The following is a 24,643-nucleotide window of genomic DNA, read 5'->3' on the forward strand; positions in this document are numbered from 1 at the left end:
CCGGCGCTTGCCCGGACCGCCGCCGCGGGTCAGGATCTGGGGCGAGCGATGAGTTTCGGGCCGCCCGCGCGTCTGAACCTGAAGGAGGTGGCGTATGAGTGGAGTACGCGTCCTGGTCGGCACCCGCAAGGGAGCGTTCGTGCTGACGTCGGACGAGAAGCGACAGGCGTGGGACGTGAGTGGCCCGCACTTCCCGGGTTGGGAGGTGTACCACGTCGCCGGTTCGCCGGCCGATCCCGACCGGGTCTACGCGGCCCCGTCCGGCGGCTGGTTCGGGCAGGTCATCCAACGATCCGACGACGGCGGCGCCAGCTGGAACACGGTCGGCAACGACTTCACGTACGCGGGCGTGCCGGGCAACCATCAGTGGTACGACGGGACGCTGCGGCCGTGGGAGTTCACCCGGGTCTGGCACCTGGAGCCGTCCGCGACCGATCCGGACACCGTCTACGCGGGCGTCCAGGACGCGGCGCTGTTCAAGACCGTGGACGGCGGGACGTCCTGGACCGAACTGGAGGGCCTGCGCGAACACGGGTCCGGCCCGCAGTGGCAACCCGGTGCCGGCGGCATGTGCCTGCACACGATCATCGTCGACCCGGCCGACGAGGACCGCATCTACGTCGCGATCTCGGCGGCCGGCGTGTTCCGCACCGAGGACGGCGGCAAGTCCTGGCAGCCGGTCAACGCCGGCCTGCTCTCCGACGGCATCCCCTCCCCCGCGGCGCAGGTCGGCCACTGCGTGCACAACCTGGCGATGCACCCGTCCCGGCCGCGGACCCTGTTCATGCAGAAGCACTGGGACGTCATGCGCAGTGACGACGGCGCGGACAGCTGGACCGAGATCAGCGGCGACCTGCCGACCGACTTCGGCTTCCCGATCGCGGTGCACGCGCACGAGCCGGACACCGTGTACGTCGTCCCGATCACCAGCGACTCGCACCACTTCGTGCCGGACGGCAAGCTTCGGGTGTACCGCAGCCGCAGCGGCGGCAACGAGTGGGAACCGCTCACCGCCGGGCTGCCGCAGGAGAACTGCTACGTGAACGTGCTGCGCGATGCGATGGCGGTCGACTCGCTGGACTCCTGCGGCATCTACTTCGGCACGACCGGCGGCCAGGTGTACGCGTCGGCGGACTCCGGCGAACACTGGGCGCCGATCGTGCGCGACCTGCCGGCCGTGCTCTCGGTCGAGGTGCAGACGCTGCCATGATCCGGGTTCTGCTGCCGGCGCACCTGCGTCAACTCGCCCACTGCGAACGCGAGATCGCCGTGGACGCGGCGGCGACCCAGCGGGCGGTGCTCGACGCGATCGAGCAGCAGTACCCGGCGCTGCGCGGCACGATCCGTGACCCGCGGACCGGGCTGCGCCGCCCGTTCGTCCGGTTCTTCGCGTGCGAGGAGGACCTGTCGCACGAGTCGCCGGACACACCGCTGCCCGCGGCGGTCGCCGAGGGACGTGAACCGTACCTGGTGATCGGCGCCATGGCCGGCGGCTGACGTCAGCCGGGCAGGTGCGTGGGCAGGCCGAACTGCGCGAACTGCCGGCCGTCGTCCAGGAAGGTGTGGATCTCGCAGATCCGGCCGTCGGAGACGTCGAGCACGTGCAGACCCCACGGCCTGAACCCGCCCTGCGGGTCGATGCGGTACTGGGCTGCCGCCGGGGACCCGTTGGCGGACGTGGTGATGAGCCGCGATCCCTCGCACCCGGCACCGACCCCGCGCATCCAGGCGCCGATGTCCGCGGCGCCGCGCAGCCACATCGCGAACGGAGGCATCGACTGGATCGCGTCCTCGTGCAGCAACTCGATGAACGCGTCGATGTCGTAGCGCTCGAACGCGTCGACGTAGCGCGCGAGCAGGTCGGACTGGTCGCGGTCCAACTCCGGCTGGCCGGCCTGGACGTCCGCGAGGGTCGCCCGCGCCCGCTGCAGCGCGCTGTTCACCGCGGCGACGCTCGTGTCGAGCAGGGCGGCGACCTCGCTCGCCTGCCAGCGCAGCACCTCGCACAGGATCAGCGTGGCGCGTTGGCGTGGCGGCAGGTGCTGCAGCGCCGCGACGAAGGCGAGCCGGATGCTCTCGCGCCGCTCGAACAGTTCCGCCGGGTCCGACTCCGGCGGTAGCACCCGCTCGTCGGCGATCGGCGAGACCCACGACCCCTCCGGCAGCACCCCCGCCAGTGACTCCTCGACCGGCGGGCAGGCCGGACCGAGTTCGACCGGCGCCGCGCGGCGCTTGCGGCCGCGCAGCATGTCCAGGCAGACGTTCGTGGCGATCCGGTAGAGCCACGAGCGCACGCTCGAGCGGCCCTCGAAGCGTCCACTCGCCTCCCAGGAGCGGATCATCGTCTCCTGCACGGCGTCCTCGGCGTCGTACGCCGAGCCGAGCATCCGGTAGCAGTACCCGGTCAGCTCCCGCCGGTGCAGTTCCAGTTCATCGCTCGTGGGCGCCTGGCTCAGCGTCATGCGGGGATGGTACGTGCCGGTCCGGACAAGCGCCCGTGAACCGACCCGGCCGCCGGCCCGTGACCGTGGTCGACGGCGCCTGCGAGCAGCGCGGCGCCGCTCGCCGGAAGGGGCGTCAATCATGCGGATGTCGAAGACTCGGACGGCCGTGACCGCACTCGCTGCCGGGGCCGCGGTCGCTGCGCTGGTGACCGCACCGGCCGCAGGCGCGCACACCGACCAGCACCCCCGCGCTCGTGCCAGTGCTGGCGCAGCGCACGCAGGCCGTCGACGCCGCACTGGCCGCACTGGTCCCGCAGGTCCGCGCCCGCGGCGTGAGCGCGTCGAACGCCGCGGGCTGGGGCGCCGGGCGGGCAGCCGCCGACCTGGCCCGCCTCGATGTCCGGCAGCGGCTCGATCGCGCCGGCTGACGACCGGTGACGGCCGGACGCGTGGCCGACCACACCCGCCCTCCGGGAGCAGCACGCGCTCCCGGCACCACGGCCTCAGCTTCGGCCACGAGCAGCCGATTGTCTGCTGACGCGTCGGGGCGAGAAGACGGGACAGGCAGGTGCACAGCAGGCTGGCCGTCCGCTGGGTGCCATGGTTGGCACCCCTCGAGCTCGCTGCTGCCGTCGCGCTGATGGGCCAAGTTGCCCTGCGCCTGCTCTCGCATCCGGGAACGGCGACCGAGGCGTGGTGGCCGGCCGCCGGCATCGCCGTCGCGGTGCTGGCGCGTTCGCCGCGCCGTCGCTGGCCGGTGTTGCTCGTCGCGATCACCGCGGGCAACACGGTGAGCAACCTGTGGTCCGGGCTGTCGCTGAGCGCCACCGTCGGCTTCGTCTTCGCCGACATCCTGTGCTGCGCCGTCGCCGCCGCGGTCCTGACCGGCCGTGGCCGCCGCTCGGTACTGCTGTCGAGCATCGGTGACGGGGTGCGGCTGCTCGTCGCGATCGGGGCCGCGATGGGCGGCGTCGGCGCGAGCGTCGCCGTGCGCTGCGCGATCGACGGCACACCGTGGCTGCCGGCGACGCGAGGCTACATGCTCAGCAACGGGTTGGGCCTGGTCATGATGACCCCGCTGCTCCTGCTGCCGCTCGGCCACCTCGCCTGGACCGAACTGCGTGATCGCCGCCGCAACGTCGAGTGGGTTGCGCAGCTGGCCGCGACGATGCTCATCACCGCGGCCAGCTGCGCAGTCCCCGGTATGGGGATCTGGCCGTTCCTGCTGTTCCTGCCCGTGCTCTGGGGCGCGGCGCGGCTCGGCCCGCTGCGCGCGATGCTGGGCGTCGTCGTGATCGGGCTCGTGACCACGCCGATCGCACTCGCCGGCCATGGCTCGTTCGCCGTCTTCGGCGACATCGCCCATCGCCAGTGGTCCATCCAGGCGCTGCTCGCCTCGCTATCGGTCGCCACGCTCGTGATGGTGCTCAGCGCGCAGGCGCACGACAGTGCGATGGCCGCGATCATCGACCGCGAGAACCTGTTGAGCGAGGCCGAGCGCCTCGCCCAGCTCGGTTCCTGGACATGGGCCGTCGGCGACGACGAGGTCATGTGGTCACGGCAGATGTACCGGCTGCTGGGCCTGGAGCCCGCCGACGGCGAGGCGGCCGGCGGGCACGCGCCCAGCACGGCGAACTTCATGCATCTGGTGCACGAGGACGATCGGCCCGCGCTGCGGACCGCGATCCGGACCGCATCGGACACCGGCGAACCGTACGGCCTCGACGTCCGGATGATGCGCAGCGACGGCGAGCTGCGTTACGTGCACGCCCGTGGGCGCGCCGAGTTCGACTCAGCCGGCAAACTCACTCGGCTGCGCGGCACGTCGCAGGACGTCACCGACGCCCGCCTCGCCGAGCGCGAGCTGGCGGCCGCGCGAGACCTGTACCGCAGCGTGCTCAGCGCGGTGCGAGAGCAGGCGATCGTCGGGACCGACCTCGACGGGCTGGTCACCGTGTTCAACGCCGGCGCCGAGAAGATGTTCGGCTACCGGGCGGAGGAGATGATCGGCAAGAGCGCCACGCTCATCCACGAGCCGGACGAGCTGACCGCGCGGGTCCAGGAGTACGGCGTCGACCCGCAGCGGCCGGTGCTTGCCCTGCTCGCGGGGGTGCAGCGCTCCAAGAGCCGCACCGTGCCGTGGACGTACTGCACGCGCGACGGCCGGCGGCTGTCCTGCCTGCTCACGATCAGCGAGATGCGCGACAACGATGGCGAACTGTCCGGCTTCCTCGGCGTGATCAGCGACGTGACCGCGCAGCGCAAGGCCGAGGCGCAGCTGCGCGAGAGCGAGCAGCGCTTCCGGCTGGCCTTCGACGCAGCCTCGGTCGGCATGTACCTGACGAGCCTCGCGCCCGAGAACCGCGGACGGATCCTGAAGGTCAACGCCGCGATGTGCGACTACCTCGGCCGTGACGAGTCGGAGATCCTCGCCGGCGACGTCTTCGCGATCTCCCATCCCGACGACGCCGTGAACATCGACGCAGTGCTGGCGGCGCAGGCGGGCGACGAGCTGCCGCAGATGCGACGCGAGAAGCAGTACCGGCACGCCAACGGCACCATGGTGTGGGGCATGCTCTCGTGCGCGGTCGTGCACCCCACCGACGGCAGCACGCCGTACGGCATCTCGCTCGTCGAGGACATCACGGCACGCAAGGAGGCCGAGGAGCGGCTCAAGCACCTCGCGCTGCACGACTCGCTCACCGGGCTGCCCAACCGGGCACTGCTGATAGACCGGCTCGAGCACGCGCTCGCCGGCGCCGGCCGGTCGGGACGCCAGGTCGGCCTGCTGTACCTGGACCTCGACGGCTTCAAGCAGGTCAACGACAGCGCCGGTCACGTGGCCGGCGACGAGCTGCTGGTGCAAGCGGCGGTGCGGCTGCAGGACGCGGTGCGCCAGGGCGACACCGTCGGCCGGCTGGGCGGGGACGAGTTCGCGATCATCTGCACCGACATTCACGATCACACCGATCTCGAGGTGGTCGCCGCGCGCTCGCTCGCCGCGTTGCGCTCGCCGTTCCAGTTGCAGGCCGGCATGTTCACGATCAGCGCGAGCATCGGGCTCGCCCTGGTGGGACACGGGCGTGCAACCACCGCCGACGCGTTCCTGCACGAGGCCGACACCGCCATGTACACGGCGAAGCGGGCCGGCAAGGACCGCATCGGGGTCGCGGACGCGGGCGAACGGGCCCGCGCCGCGCGGGACACCCGGCTGCGTCCGGAACTGGAGACGGCGCTGGCGGGCAACGACCTGCTGATGTACGGGCAACCGGTCGTCGACCTGAGCGACGGGTCGGTCGTCGGTGTCGAGACGTTGCTGCGCTGGAACCACCCGCGCCGCGGGATCCTGACGCCGGGCGACTTCCTGGACGTCGCCGAGGCGAGCCCGCTGATGGTGCCGATCGGACGCCGGGTGCTGGACGAGTCGTGCCGGATGGCCGCAACCTGGATGCGCCGGCTCGGCGACCGCGCGCCGGACGTGCACGTCAACGTCTCGGGCCGCCAGCTCGAATCCGGCCAGCTGATCACCGACGTGCGCCGTGCGCTCGAGCGGCACCAGCTGCCGCCGGACCGGCTCGTCCTGGAGCTCACCGAGACGCACATGCCGCTGATCGCGGATTCGCTGCGCTCGGACCTGAATCGGCTGCGCGACAGGGGCGTGCGCATCGCGATCGACGACATCGGCACCGGCTACAGCAGCCTGGCGCGCATCACCGAGCTCCCCGTGGACATGCTCAAGATAGATCTGAAGTTCGTGAGCGGTCTCGGGTCCGACCCCAGCTGCGAAGCCGTGGTGCGGGCGGTTCTCGAGATCGGGCGCGCCCTCGGCATCGCGGTCGTCGCCGAGGGCGTCGAGACCGAGGAGCAGGCGCGGTTGCTCGCCGACTACGGCTGCGAGACGGCGCAGGGGTACCTGTACAGCCGGCCGCACCCGGAGGCCCTGCTCAGCCGGCAGTTGCTGCGCGGCGTGCAGGCCAGCGCCTGAGCGCGGTCCACGCGAACGCGCTCGAGAAGCGGCGATCGGAGCCTCAGGTGCCGGGTGACGTCGCCTCGGCCGCCCCGCGGTCCGCGGTCCGGCCGCGGGCTCGCGGCCCGGCGGCCGGGTCCGCACGCCCAGCCGTCGTGGACGACCCGAGCCGCATGACCACGACCGAGCCGAGCAGCACAACGCCGACGCTGACCAGCTGGATCAGCGGGGCCAGTACCGGGGCGTGGTCGGCCAGCGCGGCGGCGACCACGGCGCCGACCACGAGCGAACCCAGGATCTGCAGGCTGTCGGCGACGTCCCGCAATCGGTGACCGGACGTCAGCCGGACGATCATGGTGGTCAGCGTGCCGGTCATGTACGTCGTGGACAGCCCGCTGACACCGAAGCGCTGAACGCTGCTGCTCTGCACGCCGAGGGCGAGCGCGTTGACGGCGAGCAGTCCGAGCTGCACGCTCCCGGTCGGGGCCGAGCCGGCCAGCCACCACCCGGTCGCGTAGGCGGCGAAGATGACGAACTCCACGCTCAGCGCCACGGTGACCGCCCGCGGCCAGACCGGTTGGTCACCGGCCGGAGTCCCCGCCAGCCGGCCGCCGAGGACGCAGCCGGCGATGTAGCAGAGCACGGCGGTGAGGATGTGTCGAGCCAACGACGCATCGCCCTCGGCGGCCGAGATGCCGAACAGCACCAGGTTGCCGGTCATGACGCTGGTGAAGGCACCGCCGAGCGCCAGGAACCCGATCGCGTCCGTCGCCCCGGCGTTCAGGGTCAGGACGACGACCAGGGCGTGCCGCAGCGCGATCCCCCGGTCCGCGGCGCCCGCCGGATCACGGTCCCTGCGCGCGAAAAGCATGTCGCTCACTATGGCAACGCGGTGCTGGCGTTGACCCCGTGCTGTATGCACAACTATTCGCGCCGTTCGATGTGCGTCTTGTCCGTGGCTCGGGGTTACCGGCGTGCTTAGCGTGAAGCACGCCCGGGGCGCCGTCAGGCGACCGTCCCCGGGCCGATGACCAGCCGACGACCAGAACTGTTCACGGGTCTTCTCACAGGAGGAAAGCGATCACGATGACCGAGCTGCTCTCGAAGGACGAGTTCCGCAGTGCGCTCGAGGATGCCATCAAGGGCCGCGAGGCGAAGAACGCCTCGTTCAGCTTGGCGTGGGCCGAGGGCAAGCTGCAGCGGCACCATTTCGCGCGGTGGGCCGAGAATCACTACCAGTACGTCGGCCCGTTCGCGGACTACCTCGGCTACATCTACGGCAACACCCCGGACCAGTACACCGAGGCGAAGGACTTCCTGCTGCAGAACATGTACGAGGAGGAGCTCGCCGACATCCGGCACACCGACCTGCTCGTCCGGTTCGCCGAGGCCTGCGGCACCACGCGCGAGCGGGTGATGGACCCGAACAATGCCAACGCCGTCACACGCGGCCTGCAGGCGTGGTGCTACGCCACGTCGATGCGGGAGCACTTCACGGTCGCCACGGCGGCGATGGTGGTCGGCCTGGAGTCGCAGGTGCCGAGCATCTACAAGAAGCAGATCATTCCGCTGCGCGAGGTCTACGGCTTCACCGAGGACGAGATCGAGTTCTTCGACCTGCACATCACCTCCGATGTGGTGCACGGCGAGCGCGGCTTCCAGATCGTGCTCGAGAACGCCGACACCGTCGAACTGCAGCAGCGCTGCCTGCAGTTCGTGCGCTGGGGAGCCGAGATGCGGTACTCCTACACGCGATCGCTCTACGACACCTACGTCGCGCCCGACATGGTCGCCGCCTGAGGATCCACACGCGGGCGTCGGGCGGGCCGGCTGCTGTGGATCGAACCCGTCCGACGAACCGCCGGGATCCGGCATCTCTGTGTTGAGGAGCACCCTGTGGCTGACTGGCTCGCTGTGACCGAACTGTCCGAACTGGCCCGTCGCAAGAAGAAGCAGGTCGAGGTGAACGGTGAGCCGGTCGCGCTGTTCCTGATCGGTGCCGACGTCTTCGCCCTGGCCGACACCTGCATCCACAAACAGCGATCGCTCAGCAAGGGTGTACTGCTCAACGGCTGTATCGTCTGCCCCGGTCATCAGTGGGAGTTCGACCCGGCGACCGGCTATGAGGCGACGCAGGACAGATATCAGCCCTCCTACGACGTGCGGATCGAGGACGGAACCGTGTATGTCGCGACGCAACCGCGGTCGGGCACTGAGACCGCGGCCCGCCGCGCGGTGGTCGCCGGCACGGTGACTCCATGACGACGTACGCGATCATCGGCGCGGGTCAGACCGCCGCCGTGGCCGCGCGAACGCTGCGGCGGCGCGGTTTCGACGGGCGCATCGAGCTGATCGGAGCGGAGCCGCATCCGCCCTACCAGCGTCCTCCGCTGACCAAGGAGTACCTGGCCGCCGGGCCGGACGGCTCGGACGACGAGCTGTTCCTGCTGGACGAGCAGTGGTGCGCCGCGAACGACGTGCACCTGCGCCTGGGGCAGCGGGCGGTTCGCATCCGGCCTGCCGAATGGGCCGTCGACCTGGCCGACGGAACCCAGGTCCGCGCCGACAAGGTGCTCGTCGCGACCGGTGGTGCCGCCCGCAAGCTGCCGGGTGTGCGCGGCGAGCGGGTGCACTACCTGCGCACCCTCGACGACGCGAACACCCTGCGCAGGCTCATCGGACCCGGGGTCCGGCTGATCGTCATCGGCGCGGGCTTCATCGGTTCGGAGGTCGCGGCGACCGCGCACTGCAAGGGTGCCGAGGTCACCGTGATCGACACGCTGGACGCGCCGCTGCAACGGATACTCGGCCGCGAGCTGGGCGCCGTCTGCGCGACGATTCACCGCAGCAACGGCGTCACTGTTCGGCTGGGCGAGCCGGTGGAGTCGGTGGTCGAGCACGAGGACGCCGTCATCGTGAAGACCGGCCGGGCGCGCCTCGAAGGCGATCTGGTGGTCGTCGGTGTCGGCATCACACCGAACATCGAGGTCGCGCAACGGTCCGGCGTCACCGTCGACAACGGCATCCTCGTCGACGAGTACTGCCGGACGAACGTGCCGAACATCTTCGCGGCAGGGGACGTCGCCAATCACTACCACCCGTTGTTCGACGAGCTGATCCGGGTCGAGCACTTCGACAACGCGACCAAGCACGGCGCGGCCGCGGCGAACAACATGCTCGGCAACGCCACGATCTTCGACGACCCGCACTGGTTCTGGTCGGACCAGTACGAGCTGAACATCCAGCACACCGGCCACGCCCGCGGCTGGGACGAACTCGTGATCCGCGGTTCGGTGGACGAGTTGGACTTCTGCGCCTTCTACCTTCGCGAAAGCCGGGTTCGGGCCGCGTTCGCCGTGGATCGCGGCGCCGACATCGCGATCGCGAAAGAGCTGATCTCGGGGCGGGTCCACGTCGCGGCGCACCGGCTCAAGGACGAGGACGTCGACCTGGCCGACCTGCTCGAGACGGAGCAGGCGTGGTAGCCGCGATGACGGGGACCCGGCGGCGGAACTACCTCGGCGGCGAGTGGTCCGACGCAGCGGATGGGCGCGGGCGTGAGCGGCACAACCCGGCCGACATCCGCGAGGTGGTGGCCGTGGCCGCCGATTCGGATGCGGAGGAGGTCCGCGCCGCCGTCACCGCGGTCGCCGCCGGGTACCAGGAGTGGGCCGAGCGGGCGCCGGAGGCCCGCGCGGACGTCCTCAACCGGGCCGCCGACATTCTCGCCGGCCGGGCCGACGAACTGGCCCGCGAGCTGGTGCAGGAGGAGGGCAAGACCCTCGCCGAGGCGCTCAACGAGACGCGCCGTACCCCGCTGAACCTGCGCTTCTACGCCAGCGAGGCGTTGCGGCTGACCGGCCAGACGTTCCCGACCGGCGACGGCTCGATGGTGTTGACCACCCGCGCGCCGGTCGGCGTGGTCGCGGCGATCACGCCGTGGAACTTCCCGCTCAACATCCCGTCCCGGAAGCTGGCCCCGGCCCTCGCGGCCGGCAACGGGGTCGTGTTCAAGCCCAGCGAACTGACGCCGAGCACCGCCGAGGCGCTCGTCCGGGCCCTGCTCGAGGCGGGGTTGCCCGCCGGGGCGATCGCGCTGGTCCATGGTGGCGCCGCGGCGGGTTCGGCGCTGGTGAGCGACCCGCGGGTGAGCGCGATCACCTTCACCGGCTCGTCGGCGGTCGGCCTGGCGATCCATCGCGCCACCACTCCCCGCCAGCGTTGCCAGCTGGAGATGGGGGGCAAGAACCCCATGGTGGTCCTGGCCGATGCCGACCTCGATCGGGCCGCCGCACTGATCATTCGAGGCGCGTTCGGCCTCAGCGGGCAGGCGTGCACCGGCACCAGCCGGGTGGTGGTCGAGGACGCCGTGCACGATGCGCTGGTCGAGCGGCTGGTGGCGGCGGCCCGCGCGCGCCGGGTGGGCAACGGCCTCGTCGACGGAGTCGAGATGGGCCCGCTGGCCTCGTCCGCCCAGCTGGCCAAGGTGGCCGAGCACGTCGGCGCGGCGATCGCGGACGGAGCCACGCTGCGGGCAGGCGACGAACCGCTGCCGACCGGGTGCGAGCACGGCCACTTCATGCGTCCGGTCGTGCTGACCGATGTCGCGCCGGACTCCGCCCTGGCCCAGCAGGAGACGTTCGGGCCGGTGCTCGCCGTGCTGCGGGTCGGCTCGTACGACGAGGCCGTCGCGGTCGCGAACAACACCGAGTACGGCCTGTCGGCCGGAATCGTGACCAGCGATATCGGCCGGGCGATCGACTTCTCGCGGCGCGTGGACAGCGGCGTGGTGAAGGTGAACCTGCCGACGACCGGGGTGGCGATGAACGCTCCGTTCGGCGGCATCAAGAACTCCAGTACGCAGACGTTCAAGGAACAGGCAGGGGACACGATGATGCACTTCTACACCGTCGACAAGACCGTCTACCTCTCCGCGTGAGCGCACCGGAGACGGATCCGCAGCCGAGCGAGTTCGGACTCGAGCCGGAGTACGTGTACGTGGCTCGCTCCGGGCAACTGCCCGATGGCTACGTGCGGCGCTTCTACCCGCGCGGGCTCGAGCTGTGCCTGGCCCGCAACCACGGCACGGCGTACGCGGTGTCCAACACCTGCACGCACATGGCCTGTCTCCTCTCGGCAGGCAAGGTGGTCGAGGACGGCATCGGCTGTTCCTGTCACGGCAGCATCTTCGACCTGGACACCGGCGAGGCGATCTATCCGCCTGCCACCAAACCGATCGCGACCTACCCGGTGGCCGAGGTCGAGGGCAAGCTGTTCGTTCGGGTCACCGAGCAGGACGCCCTCGAGGGTGCGGCCCGCAAGCGCGAACTGGAAGAGGCGCGGCGCCGGGCCGCGTCCAGCTAGGCATGAGCGAACCCGCCGATCCGCCGCGCGCCGCTTCGCTGTCGAGCGAGGCGATGGTGGTCGCCAACCATCCCGCTGTCAGTTCGGCCGGGCTGGCCGTGCTGCGCCAGGGCGGCAACGCGATCGACGCGACCCTGGCGATGGCCGCCGTGTGCTGGCTGACGCTGCCCGGCCAGTGCGGCGTAGGTGGCGACGCGTTCGCGGTCCTGCGCGAGCCGGACGGGCGGGTCTGGTCGATCGGGGCCAGCGGGTTCGGGCCAGACGGCGGCGTACCGGACTTCTACCGCGCCCGGGGACTGAGCACGATTCCGCTGTCCGGCCCGCTCGCCGTCGCCGGAGCGGGGACGATCGCGGCCATCGCGGACCTGCACGCCGCGGGCGCCACGCGCTCGCTCGCCGAGCTCTGGGCCCCGGCCCTCGCGCTGGCGGCACACGGGGTGCCCTGCTCGGCCAAGACCCGAGGCGACATCCTCGAACACGAGGCGGAACTGCGCGCGGACGAGGGTCTGGCCGCGATGTTCCTGCCGGCGGGCCGGGCACCCCGCGTCGGCGAGCGACTGACCTACCCGCAGCTGGCGCGCACGATTCGCCTGCTCGCCGACGATCCCGCCGGCCTCTACCGCGGCGAGTTGGCCGAGCGCGCGGTGTCCGAACTGGTGCGCGCGGGTGCGCCGTTCAGCGGCGAGGAGTGGTCCGCCTCGGGCACCGTGCTGCGCGGCCCGGCGATCTCGCACCGTTACGGCCCGCTCACCGTGCACGCGACGCTGCCGCCGAGTCCGGGCTGGATGCTGCTGCAGCAGGCCGCGATCTGTGACGGGCGGCTGACCGAGCCGTCCTGGCCGGGTGTCGAGGCCGTCGGCGTCCTGGCCGGCGCGGCCCGCCATGCGTTCCGGGACCGGTACGCGCGCTGCGGCGGGGACACCGACCGGTGGCGCGAACTGCTCGAACCGGCTGCGATCAGCGCCGCGCGGGCCGGTCTGCTGGACGTCGACCTGACCGCAAGCGGCGTCGGCCGCGACGGGGACACGACCTCCACCGTGGTCGTCGATGCGGACGGTCGCGCGGTCAGCTTCATCCAGTCCCTGGCGTTGACGTTCGGCGCGCACCGGACGGTGCCGGGCACCGGGATCGCGTTGAACAACCGGCTCGGCCGCGGCGCCTACCTGATCCCGGGGCACCCCAACGAGGTTCGCCCCCGTCGCCGGCCACTGCACACGCTCAACGCCTGGGTAGCGACCGATGCGAGCGGCCGGCTCGTGCACGCCGGCAACACCCCGGGCGGTGACGGCCAGGTGCAGTGGAACATGCAACTGCTCTCGCACCTGGTCGACCACGGCCTGGACCCGCAGCAGGCCGTGAACGCTCCCCGCTTCACCATCTATCCCGGCAGCGACGCGAACGTCGTCGGCGAGCCGGACGAACTGCGCTGCGAGTCGCGGCTCGGGGCGCCGGTGCTGCAGGGCCTGGCCGAAGCCGGGCACCGGGTACGCGCGCTCGGGCCGTGGGACGCCGGTGGCGGGGCGTTGGTCATCTCGCTCGATCACCGGCTCGGCTACCTCGCCGGCGGCGCGGACCCACGGCAGGACGGGGTGGCCCTCGGTGTCTGACGCAGTGGTCCCCGACGGTGGCGCCCGCGACGCGCTGCCCACCGCTCCGGCACCGCGGGGCCGGTACGTGCCTGTGGTCGTGCACGCCGGAATGGCCTACAGCGCCGGCATGACGCCGCGGGTGGACGGTGAACTCGTCCGGCGTGGACTCGTCGGCGCCGAGGTGTCGCTCGAGCGTGCTCGTGAGCTCGCCGGGCTGGCGGCGGCCAACGCACTGTCCGCGATCGTCGACGCAGTCGGCGGCCTGGAGAACATCGAGCGCTGCGTGCGGTTGAGCGTCTACATCGCGGCGGCGGCCGGCTTCACGGCGCACACCTCGGTCGCCGACGGCGCATCCGAACGGCTACATGCCGTGTTGGGTGAGCGGGGTGCGGCTGCCCGTTCGGCGATCGGCGTGGCCAGCCTGCCCTCGGGCGCCCCGCTCGAGGTCGAACTCGTCGCCGCCGTGCGCGGGCCCGGACAGTGATCGACAACCGCCGATCACGCGCCGCCCTGCTCGGCGACATGCTTGGCGAACGCCTCGAGAGCCGCCGCTCCGACGGCCTTGTCCTGTGCGCCGTTACCGCCGCTGACGCCCACGGCGCCCACGATCTGCCCATCGTGCTCGATCGGGAAGCCGCCGACGAAGATCGCGAACTTGCCGGGATAGATCATGTTGATGCCGAATGCCTCGTTGCCGGGGAGCGCGGGCCCGTTCGGGGGCTCGGTGAACTTGTGGGTCGCGCGCTCGTGACCGGCCGCGGTGAACGCCTTCGCCATCGAGATCTCCACTCCGGTGAGGCGTGCGCCCGGGAGGCGGTGCAGTCCGAGCACATTGCCACCGTCGTCGCAGACGCAAATGGTCTGCTTCACCCCGATCTCCTCGGCTTTGGCCCGGGCCGCGGCCAGCATTGGCAGCGCATCGTCGAGGGTTATCCGGTAGACCTTGTGCATCAGCTACTCCCATCAGCTACGTGCCGTGTACGGACTCCAGGTTTGCCGTTCGGCCCGGCCGCGAGCAAGAGCCACCATGCAATGGCAATCAGGCAATATGTGTGCACCCTGTCCAAGGAGCCGATCTCATGACAGCGCTATCAACGCCCGCGTCGGGAGTGCTGGACACCCAGGGCGGGGGCGGCAGCGCGCAGGCCGACGACGAACAGCTGACGGTCGCGGCCCTGCTGCAGGAGCGGATGATGCGGTCAGCGGCGAGCGCGCTCAGCGACGCCGAATTCGCCGGCCGGGTGATCGCGTGGTGCCTGCCGTGGGAGCAGGCGCTGGCCAGCAACGACGCGCTCACGGACGTGCTCGTCTACGCCGCGGCGGGGCAGGTGGACGAGGCTGAGCTGCGCACGCTCGCCCGCCGCCGCGCGGTCGCCGTCGTCGCCGCGGGTGCCGCGCAGACGACCCTGGACGGCCCGGTACCGGTGCTTGCTGTCGCGGATCGGATCAGTTACCGCGATGTCAACCACCTCGTCGCCAGCCTGGTCCTGGCGCGCGAGACGCATTCGCTGCGTTACGGGATCACCGTGCACCGCGTGCTCGCCGAACTGCTCTACCGGGGCGCGGGCCTGGACGCGCTGTGCCACCAGATGAGCAGGCTGTCCGGATGCGCTGCCGCCATCTTGGACCCGCAGTTCCGGGTGCTCGCCTTCGAGCAGGCGCGCGATCGCACCCTCGAGCCGGCTGCGGTTGCGGCGGCGTTTCGGGAAACGAATCCGACGACGCCCGAGAACGACGAGGTGAGCGCGACTCCGCGTGTCTGCGCGCTGCAGATCGAGTCGGCGCCGAGCACGGGCGTGGTCAACGCGATCCTGCTGGCCGGCCGGCACGACGGCTGGGTGATGGTGATCGAACCCGGTGACGACCCGCACCCGAAGGACATCGCGCAGCACCGGGTCATCGTCGACCAGGCCGCCATGATCGTGGGCACCGAGCTGCTGCGGATGCGCAGTGTCGAGGAGGCCGAAGAGCGTGCTCGCGGCGACTTCGTCCACGCCTTGCTGCACGGCCGGTTCGCCACCCAGCACGATCTCGAGGCACGTTCGGCCCATTACGACGTGCCGATCAACGGGACATTCGGCGTTGTCGTCGCCGGCCACCTGAGTGCCGCTGACGGGACGGAGTCGCTCAACGCGCTGTTCCAGCTGGCCCGCGATGCGGCCCGGCTGGCGCCGGACCCGGGCAACCGGACCCTGGCCACGGTGGTGGGCAACGTCCTGGCCGTCATCCGTCAGGTCGACAGCCGTCCGGGCAGCGACTCCCCCGACGCCGCAGCCAAGGCGCTGGCCCAGTACGCGCACACGCTGGAACAGGAGCTGGCGCGGCGTATCCGGCATCCGGTGGCCGTCGGCTACGGGCGGACGGTTCGCGGTGCCGATCACGTCATGGACAGCTACCGCGAAGCACGACTGGCGCTCGGCCTGCACCACAAGCTGGGGATGAGCGAGTCGTGCGGGTTCCAGGAGCTCCGCGTGTACGCGATCTTGTCCGAACTGGCCAGCAACCCGCAGGCCAAGGCGTTCACGGCCGACATCCTCGGTCCGCTGCGCGCCCAGCGGCACGCGGGCGCCGATCTGGAGCAGGCGGTGATGACCTACATCGACGCGGGCGGCAACCTCAATGCGGCCGCACGGACGTTACACATCCACCGCAACACGATGCTGTACAAGCTGGAGCGCGCATCCCGGGTGCTGCAACTGGACCTACGCCAGGCCGAACACCAGTTCACCGTGTGGCTCGCCCACAAGCTGGACATTCTGGCCGAGACCACCACCGCGGTCGACCGCGACCTGCACCCGGCGTGATCCTCACTCCTCGCGGCTGCGCTGAGTACCGCTGCGCGCGGGCGTCCGGAGTTCCTCGACGATCCGGGTGAGGAACGGGCCGGTGTTGCCGGAGGCCACCGCCCCCCAGATGCCGACGGCCAGGTTGCCGAGTGCCGCTTCCCGCGCCTGCGGCGGCAGCCCCAGCTCGTCAAGAGCAGCGACGAGGTCGAGCTGGGCGGCGATCATCCGGCGGGCCACCAGGTCATTGACGCGCATGGCGAGCTGCTCGGACCCGTCGATCACGACCCCGACCCGGCCGAGCGCGCTGGCGAGCTGAGCCCGCTCGGTGCCGCTCATGGCGCCGGCGATCAGTGCGGCGGGGCTGCCCTGCTCGATCTGCGCGCTCTGACCGATGATCTTGCATCCCACCAGGCGCAGCCCGGGGACGGCGATGTTCGCCGTCGGCAACTCGGTGGCCAGGTTGACGACCAGCGCTGCGCGGTCGACATGCGGAGCAATCCAGGCGGCCGCGGCGGCTACCTCGGGAGCCGGAACCGCGAGCAGCACGATCGCGCAACCGGACGCTGCCGCGGGGTCCGAACCGACCTGCAGAACGCGGCCCGCACCGTCGGTCACCCGGCCCGGACGCCTCGAGACGAGCACCACCTCATGCTCGCCGCCCAGGCGCGTGGCCAGCGCCCGCCCCATCCGGCCGGCCCCGACCACACAGACCCGCAGTCGGCTCACGCGCCCGAGGTGTCGGCCGGTTGCGCGTCCTTCGCGGCGAGTTCTTCGGCGCGAAGGCACGCCGACCAGTGACCGGGCGTGAGCTGCTCGGCGCGCGGCACCAGCTCATGGCAGCGCTCCACCGCCACCGGGCAGCGGGTGTGGAAGCGGCATCCGGGCGGCGGCTGTGTCGGGTTCGGCAGCTCACCCTTGATCACGATGCGGCGGCGCTCTCGCTGGGCCGGCGGGTCGGGCACCGGGATCGCCGACAGCAGTGCCCGCGTGTACGGATGCGCGGGGTGCTCGTAGATCTCGGTGCGGTCGGCCATCTCGACCAGCCGGCCCGCGTACATGATGCCGACCCGGTGCGAGATGTGCCGCACGACCGAGAGGTCGTGGGCGATGAACAGGTACGACAGCCCGAGCTGAGCCTGCAGGTCCTGGAGCAGGTTGACCACCTGCGCCTGCACCGAGACGTCCAGGGCCGAGACCGGCTCGTCGCAGATCACCAGCTCCGGACGCAGCGCGAGTGCTCGCGCGATCCCGATCCGTTGCCGCTGGCCGCCGCTGAACGCGTGCGGGTAGCGGTCAGCCGCGTCGGCAGGAAGGCCCACCAGAGTGAGCATCTCCGCCACCTGCTCGACGGCCTCGGCTGGGCGCTTCACCAGGCCGTGCACCAGCAGCGGCTCGGCCACGATCTCGCCGACCTTCATCCGCGGGTTCAAGCTGGCGTACGGGTCCTGGAAGACCAGTTGCAGGTTGCGCCGCACGACGCGGCGGTCCCGGGACGACAGATGCGTGATGTCGCGGCCCGCGAAGGTGATCCGCCCTGCCGTGATCGGCGCCTTGCCGAGGATCGCCCGCCCGGTCGTCGTCTTGCCGGAGCCGGTCTCGCCCACCAGGCCGAGTGTCTCGCCGCGCCGGATCTGGAAGCTGACGTCGGTGACCGCGTGGGCCAACCGTGCCTGCCGACCCCAGAAGCCGGAGTGGCCGAGCGGGTAGTCGACGGACAGCCCGTCGACGGACAGCAGCACGTCAGCGTCCGCACGGTCGCCAGCGATCTGCGACTCGGCCTCCCCCGCGATGGCCTCTACTCGCTGTGCCAACAAGCCAGCCTCCTTCCGGTCTCGGCGTCCAGCAGCAGTGCGGGCGGCTCGGTGAGGCACCGGTCGATCTGCTGCGAGCAGCGTGCTGCGAACGCGCAGCCGGGCGGCGGCGCGTCCATTCTCGGCGGGCTGCCGGCGATCCCGGTCAGCCGGTGCGCGACGGAGTCCAGCCGCGGCGTCGAGGCGAGCAGGCCACGTGTGTACGGATGCCTGGGGTCGGCGAACATCTCGTCGATGGGCCCCTCTTCGACGATCTTGCCGGCGTACATCACGGCCACCCGCTGGCACAGGCCGGCCACGACCCCCAGGTCGTGGGTGATCATCAGCACCGCCAGCCCCAGGCGATCGCGGATCTCGGCCACCAACTCCAGGATCTGGGCCTGGATCGTCACGTCCAGGGCGGTAGTGGGCTCATCGGCGATGAGCAGTTCCGGCTCGCAGGCGAGCGCCATCGCGATGAGCGCCCGCTGCCTCATGCCGCCGGAGAACTCGTGCGGGTACTGCCGCAGCCGCTCGCGCGGTGAGGAGATGCCGACCAGGTCGAGCAGCTCGGCGGCCCGCTCCTTGGCCTGCCCCTTGGTCATGTTCAGGTGGCGGCGCAGCACTTCGGTCAGTTGCGTCCCGACGGTGAACAGCGGGTTGAGCGAGGTCATCGGGTCTTGGAACACGATCGCCAGGTCCTTGCCCCGCACCCTGCGCAGGGACTCCGCACCCGAGTCCCCGAGCAGGCTCGCGCCCTTCCACCGGATGTCACCGCCGCGGATCTTGCCGGGCAACTTCAGCAGCCCCATCGCCGCGAGTGCGGTCACGCTCTTGCCCGAGCCCGACTCGCCGACCAGCGCAACCGATTCACCCGGGTAGATGCTCAACGACACGTCGCGTACCGCATGCACCACGCCGTGGCGGAGCACGAAGTCGATTTGCAGTCGGTCGATCTCCAGCAGCGGCTCGCGGGTGTCCGCCGCCGAGCGCGCGCGTGGGTCGGCCACGACCGCCGGTCCGCTCATATCGAGCCTCCTCCGAGTGCGCCGGCCGTGGCGGCGAACCGCTTCTCCCGCTCCTGGGGATCGGCGGCGACGCGCAGCCAACTGGCGAACATGTTGACACCGAGCACCGTCACCGCGATGGCGATGCCCGGGAAGGTCACCAGCCACCAGGCGCTGTAGACGTAGTCCTGTCCCTCGGCGATCTCCAGGCCCCACGACATCTGTGGCGGCTGCACGCCGAGCCCCAGGAACGACAGCACCGCCTCGGCCAGGATGATGCGCGCGAACTCCAGGACCGCCACCGTCAGGATCGGCGAGGTCATGTTCGGGGCGACGTGGCGCACCATCACCCGCAGGGAGCGGCAGCCGACCAGTTCCGCCGCCTCCACGTAGGGCATCTCCCGTAGAGACAGCACGGTGCCGCGTGCGACGCGCGCGTACATCAGCCAGCCGTCGAGGCAGAGCACGATGATCACGGTGTGCACGCTCGGCCCTACTGCCGCGAGGATGAGCAGGGCGAGCAGCAGTCCGGGGAAGGCACCCTGGGTGTCGACGACTCGCATGATGAAGCCGTCGATCCGGCCGCCGAAGTAGCCCGAGATGACTCCGACCGTCGTCCCGACGGCCCCCGCGATGAGCACCACCGACACCCCGACGAGCAGCGAGACCCGCGAGCCGTACATGATCCTCGAGAAGATGTCCCGGCCGAGCTGATCCGTACCGAGGATGTTGCGCATCGAGCCGCCGTGCTCCCAGAACGGAGGCGAGAGCCGATCGCCGAGCACCTGTGCGGACGGGTCGTGCGGGGCCAGCAACGGCGCGAACAAGGCGACCAGAACGAAGATCGCGACAAGTAGCAGGCCGACGAATCCGGCCTTGTCCGACCAGAGCTCACGCAGCCCGGAGCGAGCCATGGCCGCGAGCGAGCGCCGCTTCGCCGGCTCGCTCGGGGCCGGCACCTGAGGAGCGATCATCGTCGCACTCATCGGCTACGCACCTACCTTCACTCGCGGGTCGATGAGCCGGTAGACCATGTCCATACAGATGTTGATGATCACGACCAGGATCGCGACCAGGATGACGATCGCCTGCAGTTCGGTGAAGTCCTGACCGAGGATCGAGTCGTAGGCGAGGTGACCGATCCCGGTCCAGCCGAACACCACCTCGACGACGACGTCGAACCCAGCAAGGGCCCGGACCAGATCCCAGCCGAACAGGGTCACCGCCGGGGCGAGGGCGTTGCGCAGCGTGTGGACGCCGATCCGGCGCCACGCGCTCAATCCCTTCGCCTCGGCGGTGAGCACGTACTGCTTGTTCAGCTCGTCGATCATCGACGAGCGCACCACCATCGCGGTTCGGCCGGTAGTGGGCGCGGCAAGCGTGATGGCCGGTAGCACGATCGCGGTCGCCCCGTCACGGCCGGACACCGGGAACCAGCCCAGCTTCACCCCGAACAAGATGATCAGCAACAGGCCGAGCCAGAACTGCGGCACGGACAGCCCGATCAGGCTGACGAACGTCACCGCCCGGTCGAGCAGGCGACCGGGACGCAGCGCCGCGATCACACCGATCGTGACCGCGAGGACGAACGCGATCGCCATCCCGACGAACACCAGTTCCAGCGTGGCCGGCAGGTAGTCCAGCGCCACGTGCAGCGCCGGCTGCTTGCGTACGTAGGACTCGCCGAAGTTGCCGTGCAGGATGCCCTTCCAGAAGTCGAAGTACTGCACGATCAACGGCTTGTCCAAGCCGAGCTGGTGATCGAACGCCTTGCGCTGGGCAGCCGTTGATGTCAGCGGCAGCATGACCTTCGCCGGATCGCCGACAACCCTGGTGACGACGAACACCACCGTGACCACGCCGATGATGACGATCAGACCCTGACCGATCCTCTGGACTAGGTACCTGCCCATGCGCCGAGGCGTCCTCTCTGCTCAACCTGCCGGGTTCAGCTGACTGACATCTGGTTGAGGTAGATCTGACTATCCGCCCGCGGCGTCCAGTGCAGCCGCTTGGACGCGCCGTAAAGGTCCTCGACGTGCAAGCCGAAGTAGAACAGAGCCTGGTCGCAACCGGCCTGCAGGATCTTGTTGTAGTCCTGCAGCCGGCTGGTGGTGTCCAGGTCGCTGCGAGCTGCGTCGGCCAGCTGGCTGATCTGCGAGTCGTTGTTCGATGCACCCGAGCCACCGTGCTCGTAGTACGTGGAGATCGTCCGGTCGGCGTCGAACAACGAGTTGTCGGTGTAGACCATGACCGCGTCCGGCCGCGCCGGCTGGTTGAACAGCTTGTCCAGGTACTGGTTGAACTGGAGCAACTGGACGTTGACCTTCAGGCCGACGGACCGCCAGGCCTGCGCGATCGCCTGGACGAAGTCGCGGTCAGCGAGCCACCGCCCGGATGCGTCACCGACGATGTTGATCGTCTTGCCCACGGCGCCCGCCTGCTGCAGCAACTCCTTGGCCTTGTCCTTGTTGTACTCGAACGGCTTCAGATCGGGGTTGTAGCCGAACCAGCTCTTGTCCATGACCTGGCAGGCATCCGGGGTGGCGTGGCCGTCGAACAGGCTCGTCGCCAGCTCCGGCGTGTTCACCGCGTAGTTCAAGGCCTGGCGAACCCGCACATCGGCGGTGACCCCGCTCTCCGCGTTCAGGATGAGCGTGGCGTGGTTGTCACCGGGCGCGACCAGCAACTGCGGCGCCGACTTGGCGTCGGTGGGCAGCAGGTTCGTCACCAGATCGGTCTTCCCCGACAGTAGTTGGGCAAGCCGGGTACCCGACTCCTGCGGGTAGTTGAAGGTGGCGGTCGTGATGCTCGGCTTGGAGCCCCAGTAGTCGGGGTTCGCCGTCAGCGTGATGTGATCACCATTCGCCCACGTCTTCAGCACGTAGGGTCCGGTGCCCACCGGGGTCTTGGCCGGGTCCTTCGCATTCGGGGCCATCATCGAGATGAAGTACATGCGCGAGGGCAGGATCGGGTCGGGCGCCTTCGTGGTGACATCGAGGGTGTACTGCCCTGCCGCCTTGGCACCGGTGATGGTGCTGATGCTGCCCAGCAACTCGGAGTTGAACTTCGGCGCGATGATGCGATTGATGCTGTATGCGGCGCTGGCGGCGTCGAACGGCTCGCCGTCGGTGAACTTGACGTCCTGGCGAAGCTGGAACTGCCAGGTGGTCGGGTCGATCCGGTTCGGCATCGCGCTTGCCAGCAAGGGCTCCAGCTTGGTGCCGTCGGGCGAGCGGGTCAGCAGCGTCTCGTAGATGTTGTCATCGACGTCGCGCAGGTTGCCGTCGTCTCGCGCCTGCGGGTCGAGCGTCGTCGGCTCCCCGTTGATCGTCAGGGTGACTGACGCACCCTGTGTCGCCTTGCCGTTGTTCGAACTCTGGTCGGCACCTTTGCTCGAACTGCACGCGGACAGACCGATCGCAACCACGATCGGAAGGCCGAGCGTCACCGTGATTCGCTTGCGCATCCTGTCTCCATTTCCTCACGCATCCGCGCCGGCCGCGCCGCTGGCCCAGGTCAGCGTCCGTGCGGGCACAGGCCGGCGAATGGCTCAAGCTTGGGGCCAAGAATCGCCGCGGCACGGGGGAATGTAAATGAAGCAAGTGCACAACCTGCGTCGACGTTTATGTGCACTGTCCCCGTCCGGAACATCCGGATTGCTCTCATGGCGTCACTCGCCCTGCGGACCCCGAAAGTCGTCCGCCGGACGGCTGAGACCGCGAGCTGTCGCGAGTCAGCCTGGCTAGGAAGGCGTCGCGACGGGCTCGGGATCGGGGCCCACAATGCTCACTACCAGCGCCAGGAGTACCAGGAGCGCCGCACCACCGAACAGCAGCAGCATCGCCCCGCGCGGATAGAGCACCGCCACCCAGGCTGCGCCGAACGCGGAGCCGCCGAAGCGCATCATGTTGAACAGGCCGAGCGCGCTGCCCTGCCTGCCCGCCGGCGATCGGGTGGCCCCCGTCGCAGCCGGCGTTTGTACGAGCGCGACGCCGGTGCCCAGCGCGAAGAGCAGCACGCACAGCAGTGGCAGGCTGCGCGCCTGCTGCTCGGTGAAGATGCCCATGGCGAGGCAGGAGGCGATGAGGACTACGAGGCCACAGCGCAGCACCAGTCGCGGACCTACCCGATCGCTCAGCGCACCGACCACCGGCGCCAGGACGGCCATCGCCGCCGGCAGCACGAAGAACAGCAGCCCGGTTATGCCGGCCGAGCGCCCGAGCGTGCCGGTGATGTACAGCGGGACCGCGACCAGGAATGTCATCAGCGCGAACATCTGCGTCAAGGTGGCGATCGCGCTGCGCACGAACCGGATCTCGGTCAGCAGAGGCAACGGGACGAGCGGGTGCGCAGTTCGTCGGGACGTCACGACGAAGCCGGCGATACAGCTCACGCCCGCCAACCCGAGTGCGCCGTCGACCCAGCCGGGCACGGCTCGCTGGGGTACCGCGGTCGCCGCCGTCATCACCAGGGTCGCCCCGATGGTCAACAGTGCTGCGCCCTGCCAGTGCAAGGGGGCCGGGCGCGGACTGTCGGATCGGGGCAGGCTGCGGGTGAAGCCGATGACGAGCACGGTCAGCGGGGCAAGTAACCAGAAGATCGAGCGCCAGCCCCAGAGGCCGGTGAGCAGGCCGCCGAGCGGCGGCCCCACCGCCTGACCGGCGCCGTTCGCCGCCGCCCACGCCCCCATCATCCGGGCGCGCTGCCGAGCCGGGAAGATGTCGGCGAGCATCCCCATGACCTGGGGCGGGATCGCCGAGCAGGCCAGGCCCTGCACGGCGCGGGTGGCGACGAGAACTCCCAGCGACGGGGCGAGCGCCGCGCCGACCTGGGCCGCGACCATCAGGATCAGGGCCGCGGTGAGCGTTCGGTTGCGACCGAACCGATCGCCGACCCAGCCGGTCAGCGCCATCCCGGCGGCCAGGACGAGCACGAAGCTGCTCACCACCAGAACCCCGGCCGATACCGAGGCATGGAAGGAGTCGGTCACGTTGCGCAGCGGGACGTTCAGGATGTTGTTGCTCAGCGTCCCGATGATCGTTGCGCCCAGCAACGCAGGAAGCACGAGCGGCCCCGCGGGCCGGGCGCGCTCGGCGGTCGGGGCAGGGGCGAGCGCGACACTCGCGACCGGGGCTCGCGGTGCCTTCCGGAGCTGATAGGCCACGCAGGCTCCCTGACAGCGCGGCGGCACGTGGGATGCCGCTCAACTCCCGAGCCTGTGGCGCGCGGGCCGGTTCGGGCAACGGCAGAGTGCACACATTAGCCACGCGAACCCTGTGCAGTAGGCCGAAACCGTAACCCGGTGCGTCCGCGACGGGATCCACCCGGCGCCTCCGACCTTTCCATAGCTGCCACGAGCCATAGAGCCTGTCATTATGCAAATGCGCGTTAGGGCACACAATTTGCCGTTGCGCAAATCGCGGCGGAAGGCATATCGGCCCGGCACGCACGACGGTCTTGGTCGAGAATCTCAAAGATTGGCAGGCTTGCGAACTGTGTTCATCGTCCGGTCGCTCACATTCTCGCCCACCACATCTGCAGGGGTTTTACGACCGCGACGCCAGCCGGGCCCGGCCAACTGCAATGGGCGACCGGCTCGTACACGCTGGCCTTCGCCACCTTGATGTTCACTGCAGGTGCCTTGGCCGATCACCTGGGTCACCGGACCGTGTTCTCCGGCGGGCGGGCCGCGA

The 24,643-nt window shown here is 70.3% G+C and carries 22 protein-coding genes; 12 read left to right on the top strand and 10 right to left on the bottom strand.

The window, feature by feature from the left end:
• Positions 1–94: 94 nt before the first annotated feature.
• Both M6B22_RS05650 and M6B22_RS05655 read left to right on the top strand, forming a co-directional pair.
• A complete protein-coding gene (locus M6B22_RS05650; RefSeq protein ID WP_269444801.1) occupies positions 95–1,210 on the top strand; it encodes a WD40/YVTN/BNR-like repeat-containing protein in 1,116 nt (371 codons plus the stop codon).
• The gene (locus tag M6B22_RS05655; RefSeq protein WP_269444802.1) at positions 1,207–1,497 is read left to right on the top strand and encodes a MoaD/ThiS family protein; all 291 of its coding nucleotides are present in this window, start codon (positions 1,207–1,209) and stop codon (positions 1,495–1,497) included. The genes M6B22_RS05650 and M6B22_RS05655 overlap by 4 nt, the downstream gene beginning before the upstream one ends.
• A gap of 2 nt (positions 1,498–1,499) precedes the next feature.
• Here M6B22_RS05655 and M6B22_RS05660 read toward each other — a convergent pair whose 3' ends face one another.
• Positions 1,500–2,462: a sigma-70 family RNA polymerase sigma factor gene (locus tag M6B22_RS05660; protein ID WP_269444803.1), complete on the bottom strand. Its 963-nt coding sequence runs from the start codon at positions 2,460–2,462 to the stop codon at positions 1,500–1,502.
• A gap of 236 nt (positions 2,463–2,698) precedes the next feature.
• Here M6B22_RS05660 and M6B22_RS05665 point away from each other — a divergent pair, with 236 nt between their 5' ends.
• Both M6B22_RS05665 and M6B22_RS05670 read left to right on the top strand, forming a co-directional pair.
• The gene (locus M6B22_RS05665) at positions 2,699–2,872 is read left to right on the top strand and encodes a hypothetical protein (RefSeq protein ID WP_269444804.1); all 174 of its coding nucleotides are present in this window, start codon (positions 2,699–2,701) and stop codon (positions 2,870–2,872) included.
• 212 nt (positions 2,873–3,084) lie between these two features.
• Complete coding sequence (locus tag M6B22_RS05670; RefSeq protein WP_331459786.1) at positions 3,085–6,429, top strand: bifunctional diguanylate cyclase/phosphodiesterase; 3,345 nt, start codon at positions 3,085–3,087, stop codon at positions 6,427–6,429.
• Positions 6,430–6,472: 43 nt separating this feature from the next.
• On the opposite strand, the gene M6B22_RS05675 is transcribed toward M6B22_RS05670, so the two are convergent.
• Complete coding sequence (locus tag M6B22_RS05675; protein ID WP_269445815.1) at positions 6,473–7,282, bottom strand: YoaK family protein; 810 nt, start codon at positions 7,280–7,282, stop codon at positions 6,473–6,475.
• A gap of 215 nt (positions 7,283–7,497) precedes the next feature.
• Here M6B22_RS05675 and M6B22_RS05680 point away from each other — a divergent pair, with 215 nt between their 5' ends.
• The 7 genes from M6B22_RS05680 to M6B22_RS05710 all read left to right on the top strand — a co-directional run bounded on the left by M6B22_RS05680 (position 7,498) and on the right by M6B22_RS05710 (position 13,848).
• Entirely contained in the window at positions 7,498–8,211 is a 714-nt protein-coding gene (locus M6B22_RS05680; protein ID WP_269444805.1) for a TenA family transcriptional regulator, read from the top strand.
• Positions 8,212–8,307: 96 nt separating this feature from the next.
• Positions 8,308–8,673 (top strand): Rieske (2Fe-2S) protein, encoded by a 366-nt coding sequence (locus M6B22_RS05685; protein WP_269444806.1) that lies wholly within the window; start codon positions 8,308–8,310, stop codon positions 8,671–8,673.
• The gene (locus M6B22_RS05690; RefSeq protein WP_269444807.1) at positions 8,670–9,896 is read left to right on the top strand and encodes an NAD(P)/FAD-dependent oxidoreductase; all 1,227 of its coding nucleotides are present in this window, start codon (positions 8,670–8,672) and stop codon (positions 9,894–9,896) included. The genes M6B22_RS05685 and M6B22_RS05690 overlap by 4 nt, the downstream gene beginning before the upstream one ends.
• 5 nt (positions 9,897–9,901) lie before the next feature.
• Positions 9,902–11,350 carry an aldehyde dehydrogenase family protein gene (locus M6B22_RS05695; RefSeq protein ID WP_407935650.1) on the top strand — a complete coding sequence of 483 codons (1,449 nt, stop codon included), beginning with the start codon at positions 9,902–9,904 and terminating at the stop codon, positions 11,348–11,350.
• Positions 11,347–11,775 carry a Rieske (2Fe-2S) protein gene (locus tag M6B22_RS05700; RefSeq protein ID WP_269444809.1) on the top strand — a complete coding sequence of 143 codons (429 nt, stop codon included), beginning with the start codon at positions 11,347–11,349 and terminating at the stop codon, positions 11,773–11,775. The genes M6B22_RS05695 and M6B22_RS05700 overlap by 4 nt, the downstream gene beginning before the upstream one ends.
• 2 nt (positions 11,776–11,777) lie before the next feature.
• Positions 11,778–13,382 (top strand): gamma-glutamyltransferase family protein, encoded by a 1,605-nt coding sequence (locus tag M6B22_RS05705; RefSeq protein WP_269444810.1) that lies wholly within the window; start codon positions 11,778–11,780, stop codon positions 13,380–13,382.
• 34 nt (positions 13,383–13,416) lie between these two features.
• On the top strand, positions 13,417–13,848 hold the full coding sequence (locus M6B22_RS05710; RefSeq protein WP_407935651.1) for a RidA family protein: 432 nt from the start codon (positions 13,417–13,419) through the stop codon (positions 13,846–13,848).
• Positions 13,849–13,862: 14 nt separating this feature from the next.
• Here M6B22_RS05710 and M6B22_RS05715 read toward each other — a convergent pair whose 3' ends face one another.
• The gene (locus M6B22_RS05715; protein WP_269444812.1) at positions 13,863–14,315 is read right to left on the bottom strand and encodes a GlcG/HbpS family heme-binding protein; all 453 of its coding nucleotides are present in this window, start codon (positions 14,313–14,315) and stop codon (positions 13,863–13,865) included.
• Positions 14,316–14,443: 128 nt separating this feature from the next.
• Here M6B22_RS05715 and M6B22_RS05720 point away from each other — a divergent pair, with 128 nt between their 5' ends.
• Positions 14,444–16,168, top strand: coding sequence for a PucR family transcriptional regulator (locus M6B22_RS05720; RefSeq protein ID WP_269444813.1), 1,725 nt, complete (start codon positions 14,444–14,446; stop codon positions 16,166–16,168).
• Between the two features lie 3 nt (positions 16,169–16,171).
• Here M6B22_RS05720 and M6B22_RS05725 read toward each other — a convergent pair whose 3' ends face one another.
• The 7 genes from M6B22_RS05725 to M6B22_RS05755 all read right to left on the bottom strand — a co-directional run bounded on the left by M6B22_RS05725 (position 16,172) and on the right by M6B22_RS05755 (position 24,114).
• Positions 16,172–16,876, bottom strand: coding sequence for an NAD(P)-binding domain-containing protein (locus tag M6B22_RS05725; RefSeq protein WP_269444814.1), 705 nt, complete (start codon positions 16,874–16,876; stop codon positions 16,172–16,174).
• Positions 16,873–17,961: an ABC transporter ATP-binding protein gene (locus M6B22_RS05730; protein ID WP_269444815.1), complete on the bottom strand. Its 1,089-nt coding sequence runs from the start codon at positions 17,959–17,961 to the stop codon at positions 16,873–16,875. Before M6B22_RS05730 ends, M6B22_RS05725 begins: the two co-directional genes overlap by 4 nt.
• Positions 17,946–18,968: an ABC transporter ATP-binding protein gene (locus M6B22_RS05735; RefSeq protein WP_269444816.1), complete on the bottom strand. Its 1,023-nt coding sequence runs from the start codon at positions 18,966–18,968 to the stop codon at positions 17,946–17,948. The genes M6B22_RS05730 and M6B22_RS05735 overlap by 16 nt, the downstream gene beginning before the upstream one ends.
• A complete protein-coding gene (locus tag M6B22_RS05740) occupies positions 18,965–19,861 on the bottom strand; it encodes an ABC transporter permease (RefSeq protein WP_407935652.1) in 897 nt (298 codons plus the stop codon). Before M6B22_RS05740 ends, M6B22_RS05735 begins: the two co-directional genes overlap by 4 nt.
• A 75-nt stretch (positions 19,862–19,936) precedes the next feature.
• Positions 19,937–20,860, bottom strand: a complete 924-nt coding sequence (locus M6B22_RS05745; protein WP_269444818.1) for an ABC transporter permease — start codon at positions 20,858–20,860, stop codon at positions 19,937–19,939.
• A gap of 35 nt (positions 20,861–20,895) precedes the next feature.
• Positions 20,896–22,416 carry an ABC transporter substrate-binding protein gene (locus tag M6B22_RS05750; RefSeq protein ID WP_269444819.1) on the bottom strand — a complete coding sequence of 507 codons (1,521 nt, stop codon included), beginning with the start codon at positions 22,414–22,416 and terminating at the stop codon, positions 20,896–20,898.
• 276 nt (positions 22,417–22,692) lie between these two features.
• On the bottom strand, positions 22,693–24,114 hold the full coding sequence (locus M6B22_RS05755; protein ID WP_269444820.1) for an MFS transporter: 1,422 nt from the start codon (positions 24,112–24,114) through the stop codon (positions 22,693–22,695).
• Positions 24,115–24,643: the final 529 nt, after the last annotated feature.

The sequence above is a fragment of the Jatrophihabitans cynanchi genome, from assembly GCF_027247405.1.
GTDB lineage: Bacteria > Actinomycetota > Actinomycetes > Mycobacteriales > Jatrophihabitantaceae > Jatrophihabitans_B > Jatrophihabitans_B cynanchi.

What these genes read in the sequence shown, in the direction of transcription:
- M6B22_RS05650 (WP_269444801.1), top strand. Translation starts at nt 95, where the DNA reads ATGAGTGGAGTACGCGTCCTGGTCGGCACCCGCAAGGGAGCGTTCGTG.
- M6B22_RS05655 (WP_269444802.1), top strand. Translation starts at nt 1,207, where the DNA reads ATGATCCGGGTTCTGCTGCCGGCGCACCTGCGTCAACTCGCCCACTGC.
- M6B22_RS05660 (WP_269444803.1), bottom strand. Translation starts at nt 2,462, where the DNA reads ATGACGCTGAGCCAGGCGCCCACGAGCGATGAACTGGAACTGCACCGG.
- M6B22_RS05670 (WP_331459786.1), top strand. Translation starts at nt 3,085, where the DNA reads ATGGGCCAAGTTGCCCTGCGCCTGCTCTCGCATCCGGGAACGGCGACC.
- M6B22_RS05675 (WP_269445815.1), bottom strand. Translation starts at nt 7,282, where the DNA reads ATGCTTTTCGCGCGCAGGGACCGTGATCCGGCGGGCGCCGCGGACCGG.
- M6B22_RS05680 (WP_269444805.1), top strand. Translation starts at nt 7,498, where the DNA reads ATGACCGAGCTGCTCTCGAAGGACGAGTTCCGCAGTGCGCTCGAGGAT.
- M6B22_RS05690 (WP_269444807.1), top strand. Translation starts at nt 8,670, where the DNA reads ATGACGACGTACGCGATCATCGGCGCGGGTCAGACCGCCGCCGTGGCC.
- M6B22_RS05695 (WP_407935650.1), top strand. Translation starts at nt 9,902, where the DNA reads ATGACGGGGACCCGGCGGCGGAACTACCTCGGCGGCGAGTGGTCCGAC.
- M6B22_RS05705 (WP_269444810.1), top strand. Translation starts at nt 11,778, where the DNA reads ATGAGCGAACCCGCCGATCCGCCGCGCGCCGCTTCGCTGTCGAGCGAG.
- M6B22_RS05715 (WP_269444812.1), bottom strand. Translation starts at nt 14,315, where the DNA reads ATGCACAAGGTCTACCGGATAACCCTCGACGATGCGCTGCCAATGCTG.
- M6B22_RS05720 (WP_269444813.1), top strand. Translation starts at nt 14,444, where the DNA reads ATGACAGCGCTATCAACGCCCGCGTCGGGAGTGCTGGACACCCAGGGC.
- M6B22_RS05735 (WP_269444816.1), bottom strand. Translation starts at nt 18,968, where the DNA reads ATGAGCGGACCGGCGGTCGTGGCCGACCCACGCGCGCGCTCGGCGGCG.
- M6B22_RS05740 (WP_407935652.1), bottom strand. Translation starts at nt 19,861, where the DNA reads ATGGCTCGCTCCGGGCTGCGTGAGCTCTGGTCGGACAAGGCCGGATTC.
- M6B22_RS05745 (WP_269444818.1), bottom strand. Translation starts at nt 20,860, where the DNA reads ATGGGCAGGTACCTAGTCCAGAGGATCGGTCAGGGTCTGATCGTCATC.
- M6B22_RS05750 (WP_269444819.1), bottom strand. Translation starts at nt 22,416, where the DNA reads ATGCGCAAGCGAATCACGGTGACGCTCGGCCTTCCGATCGTGGTTGCG.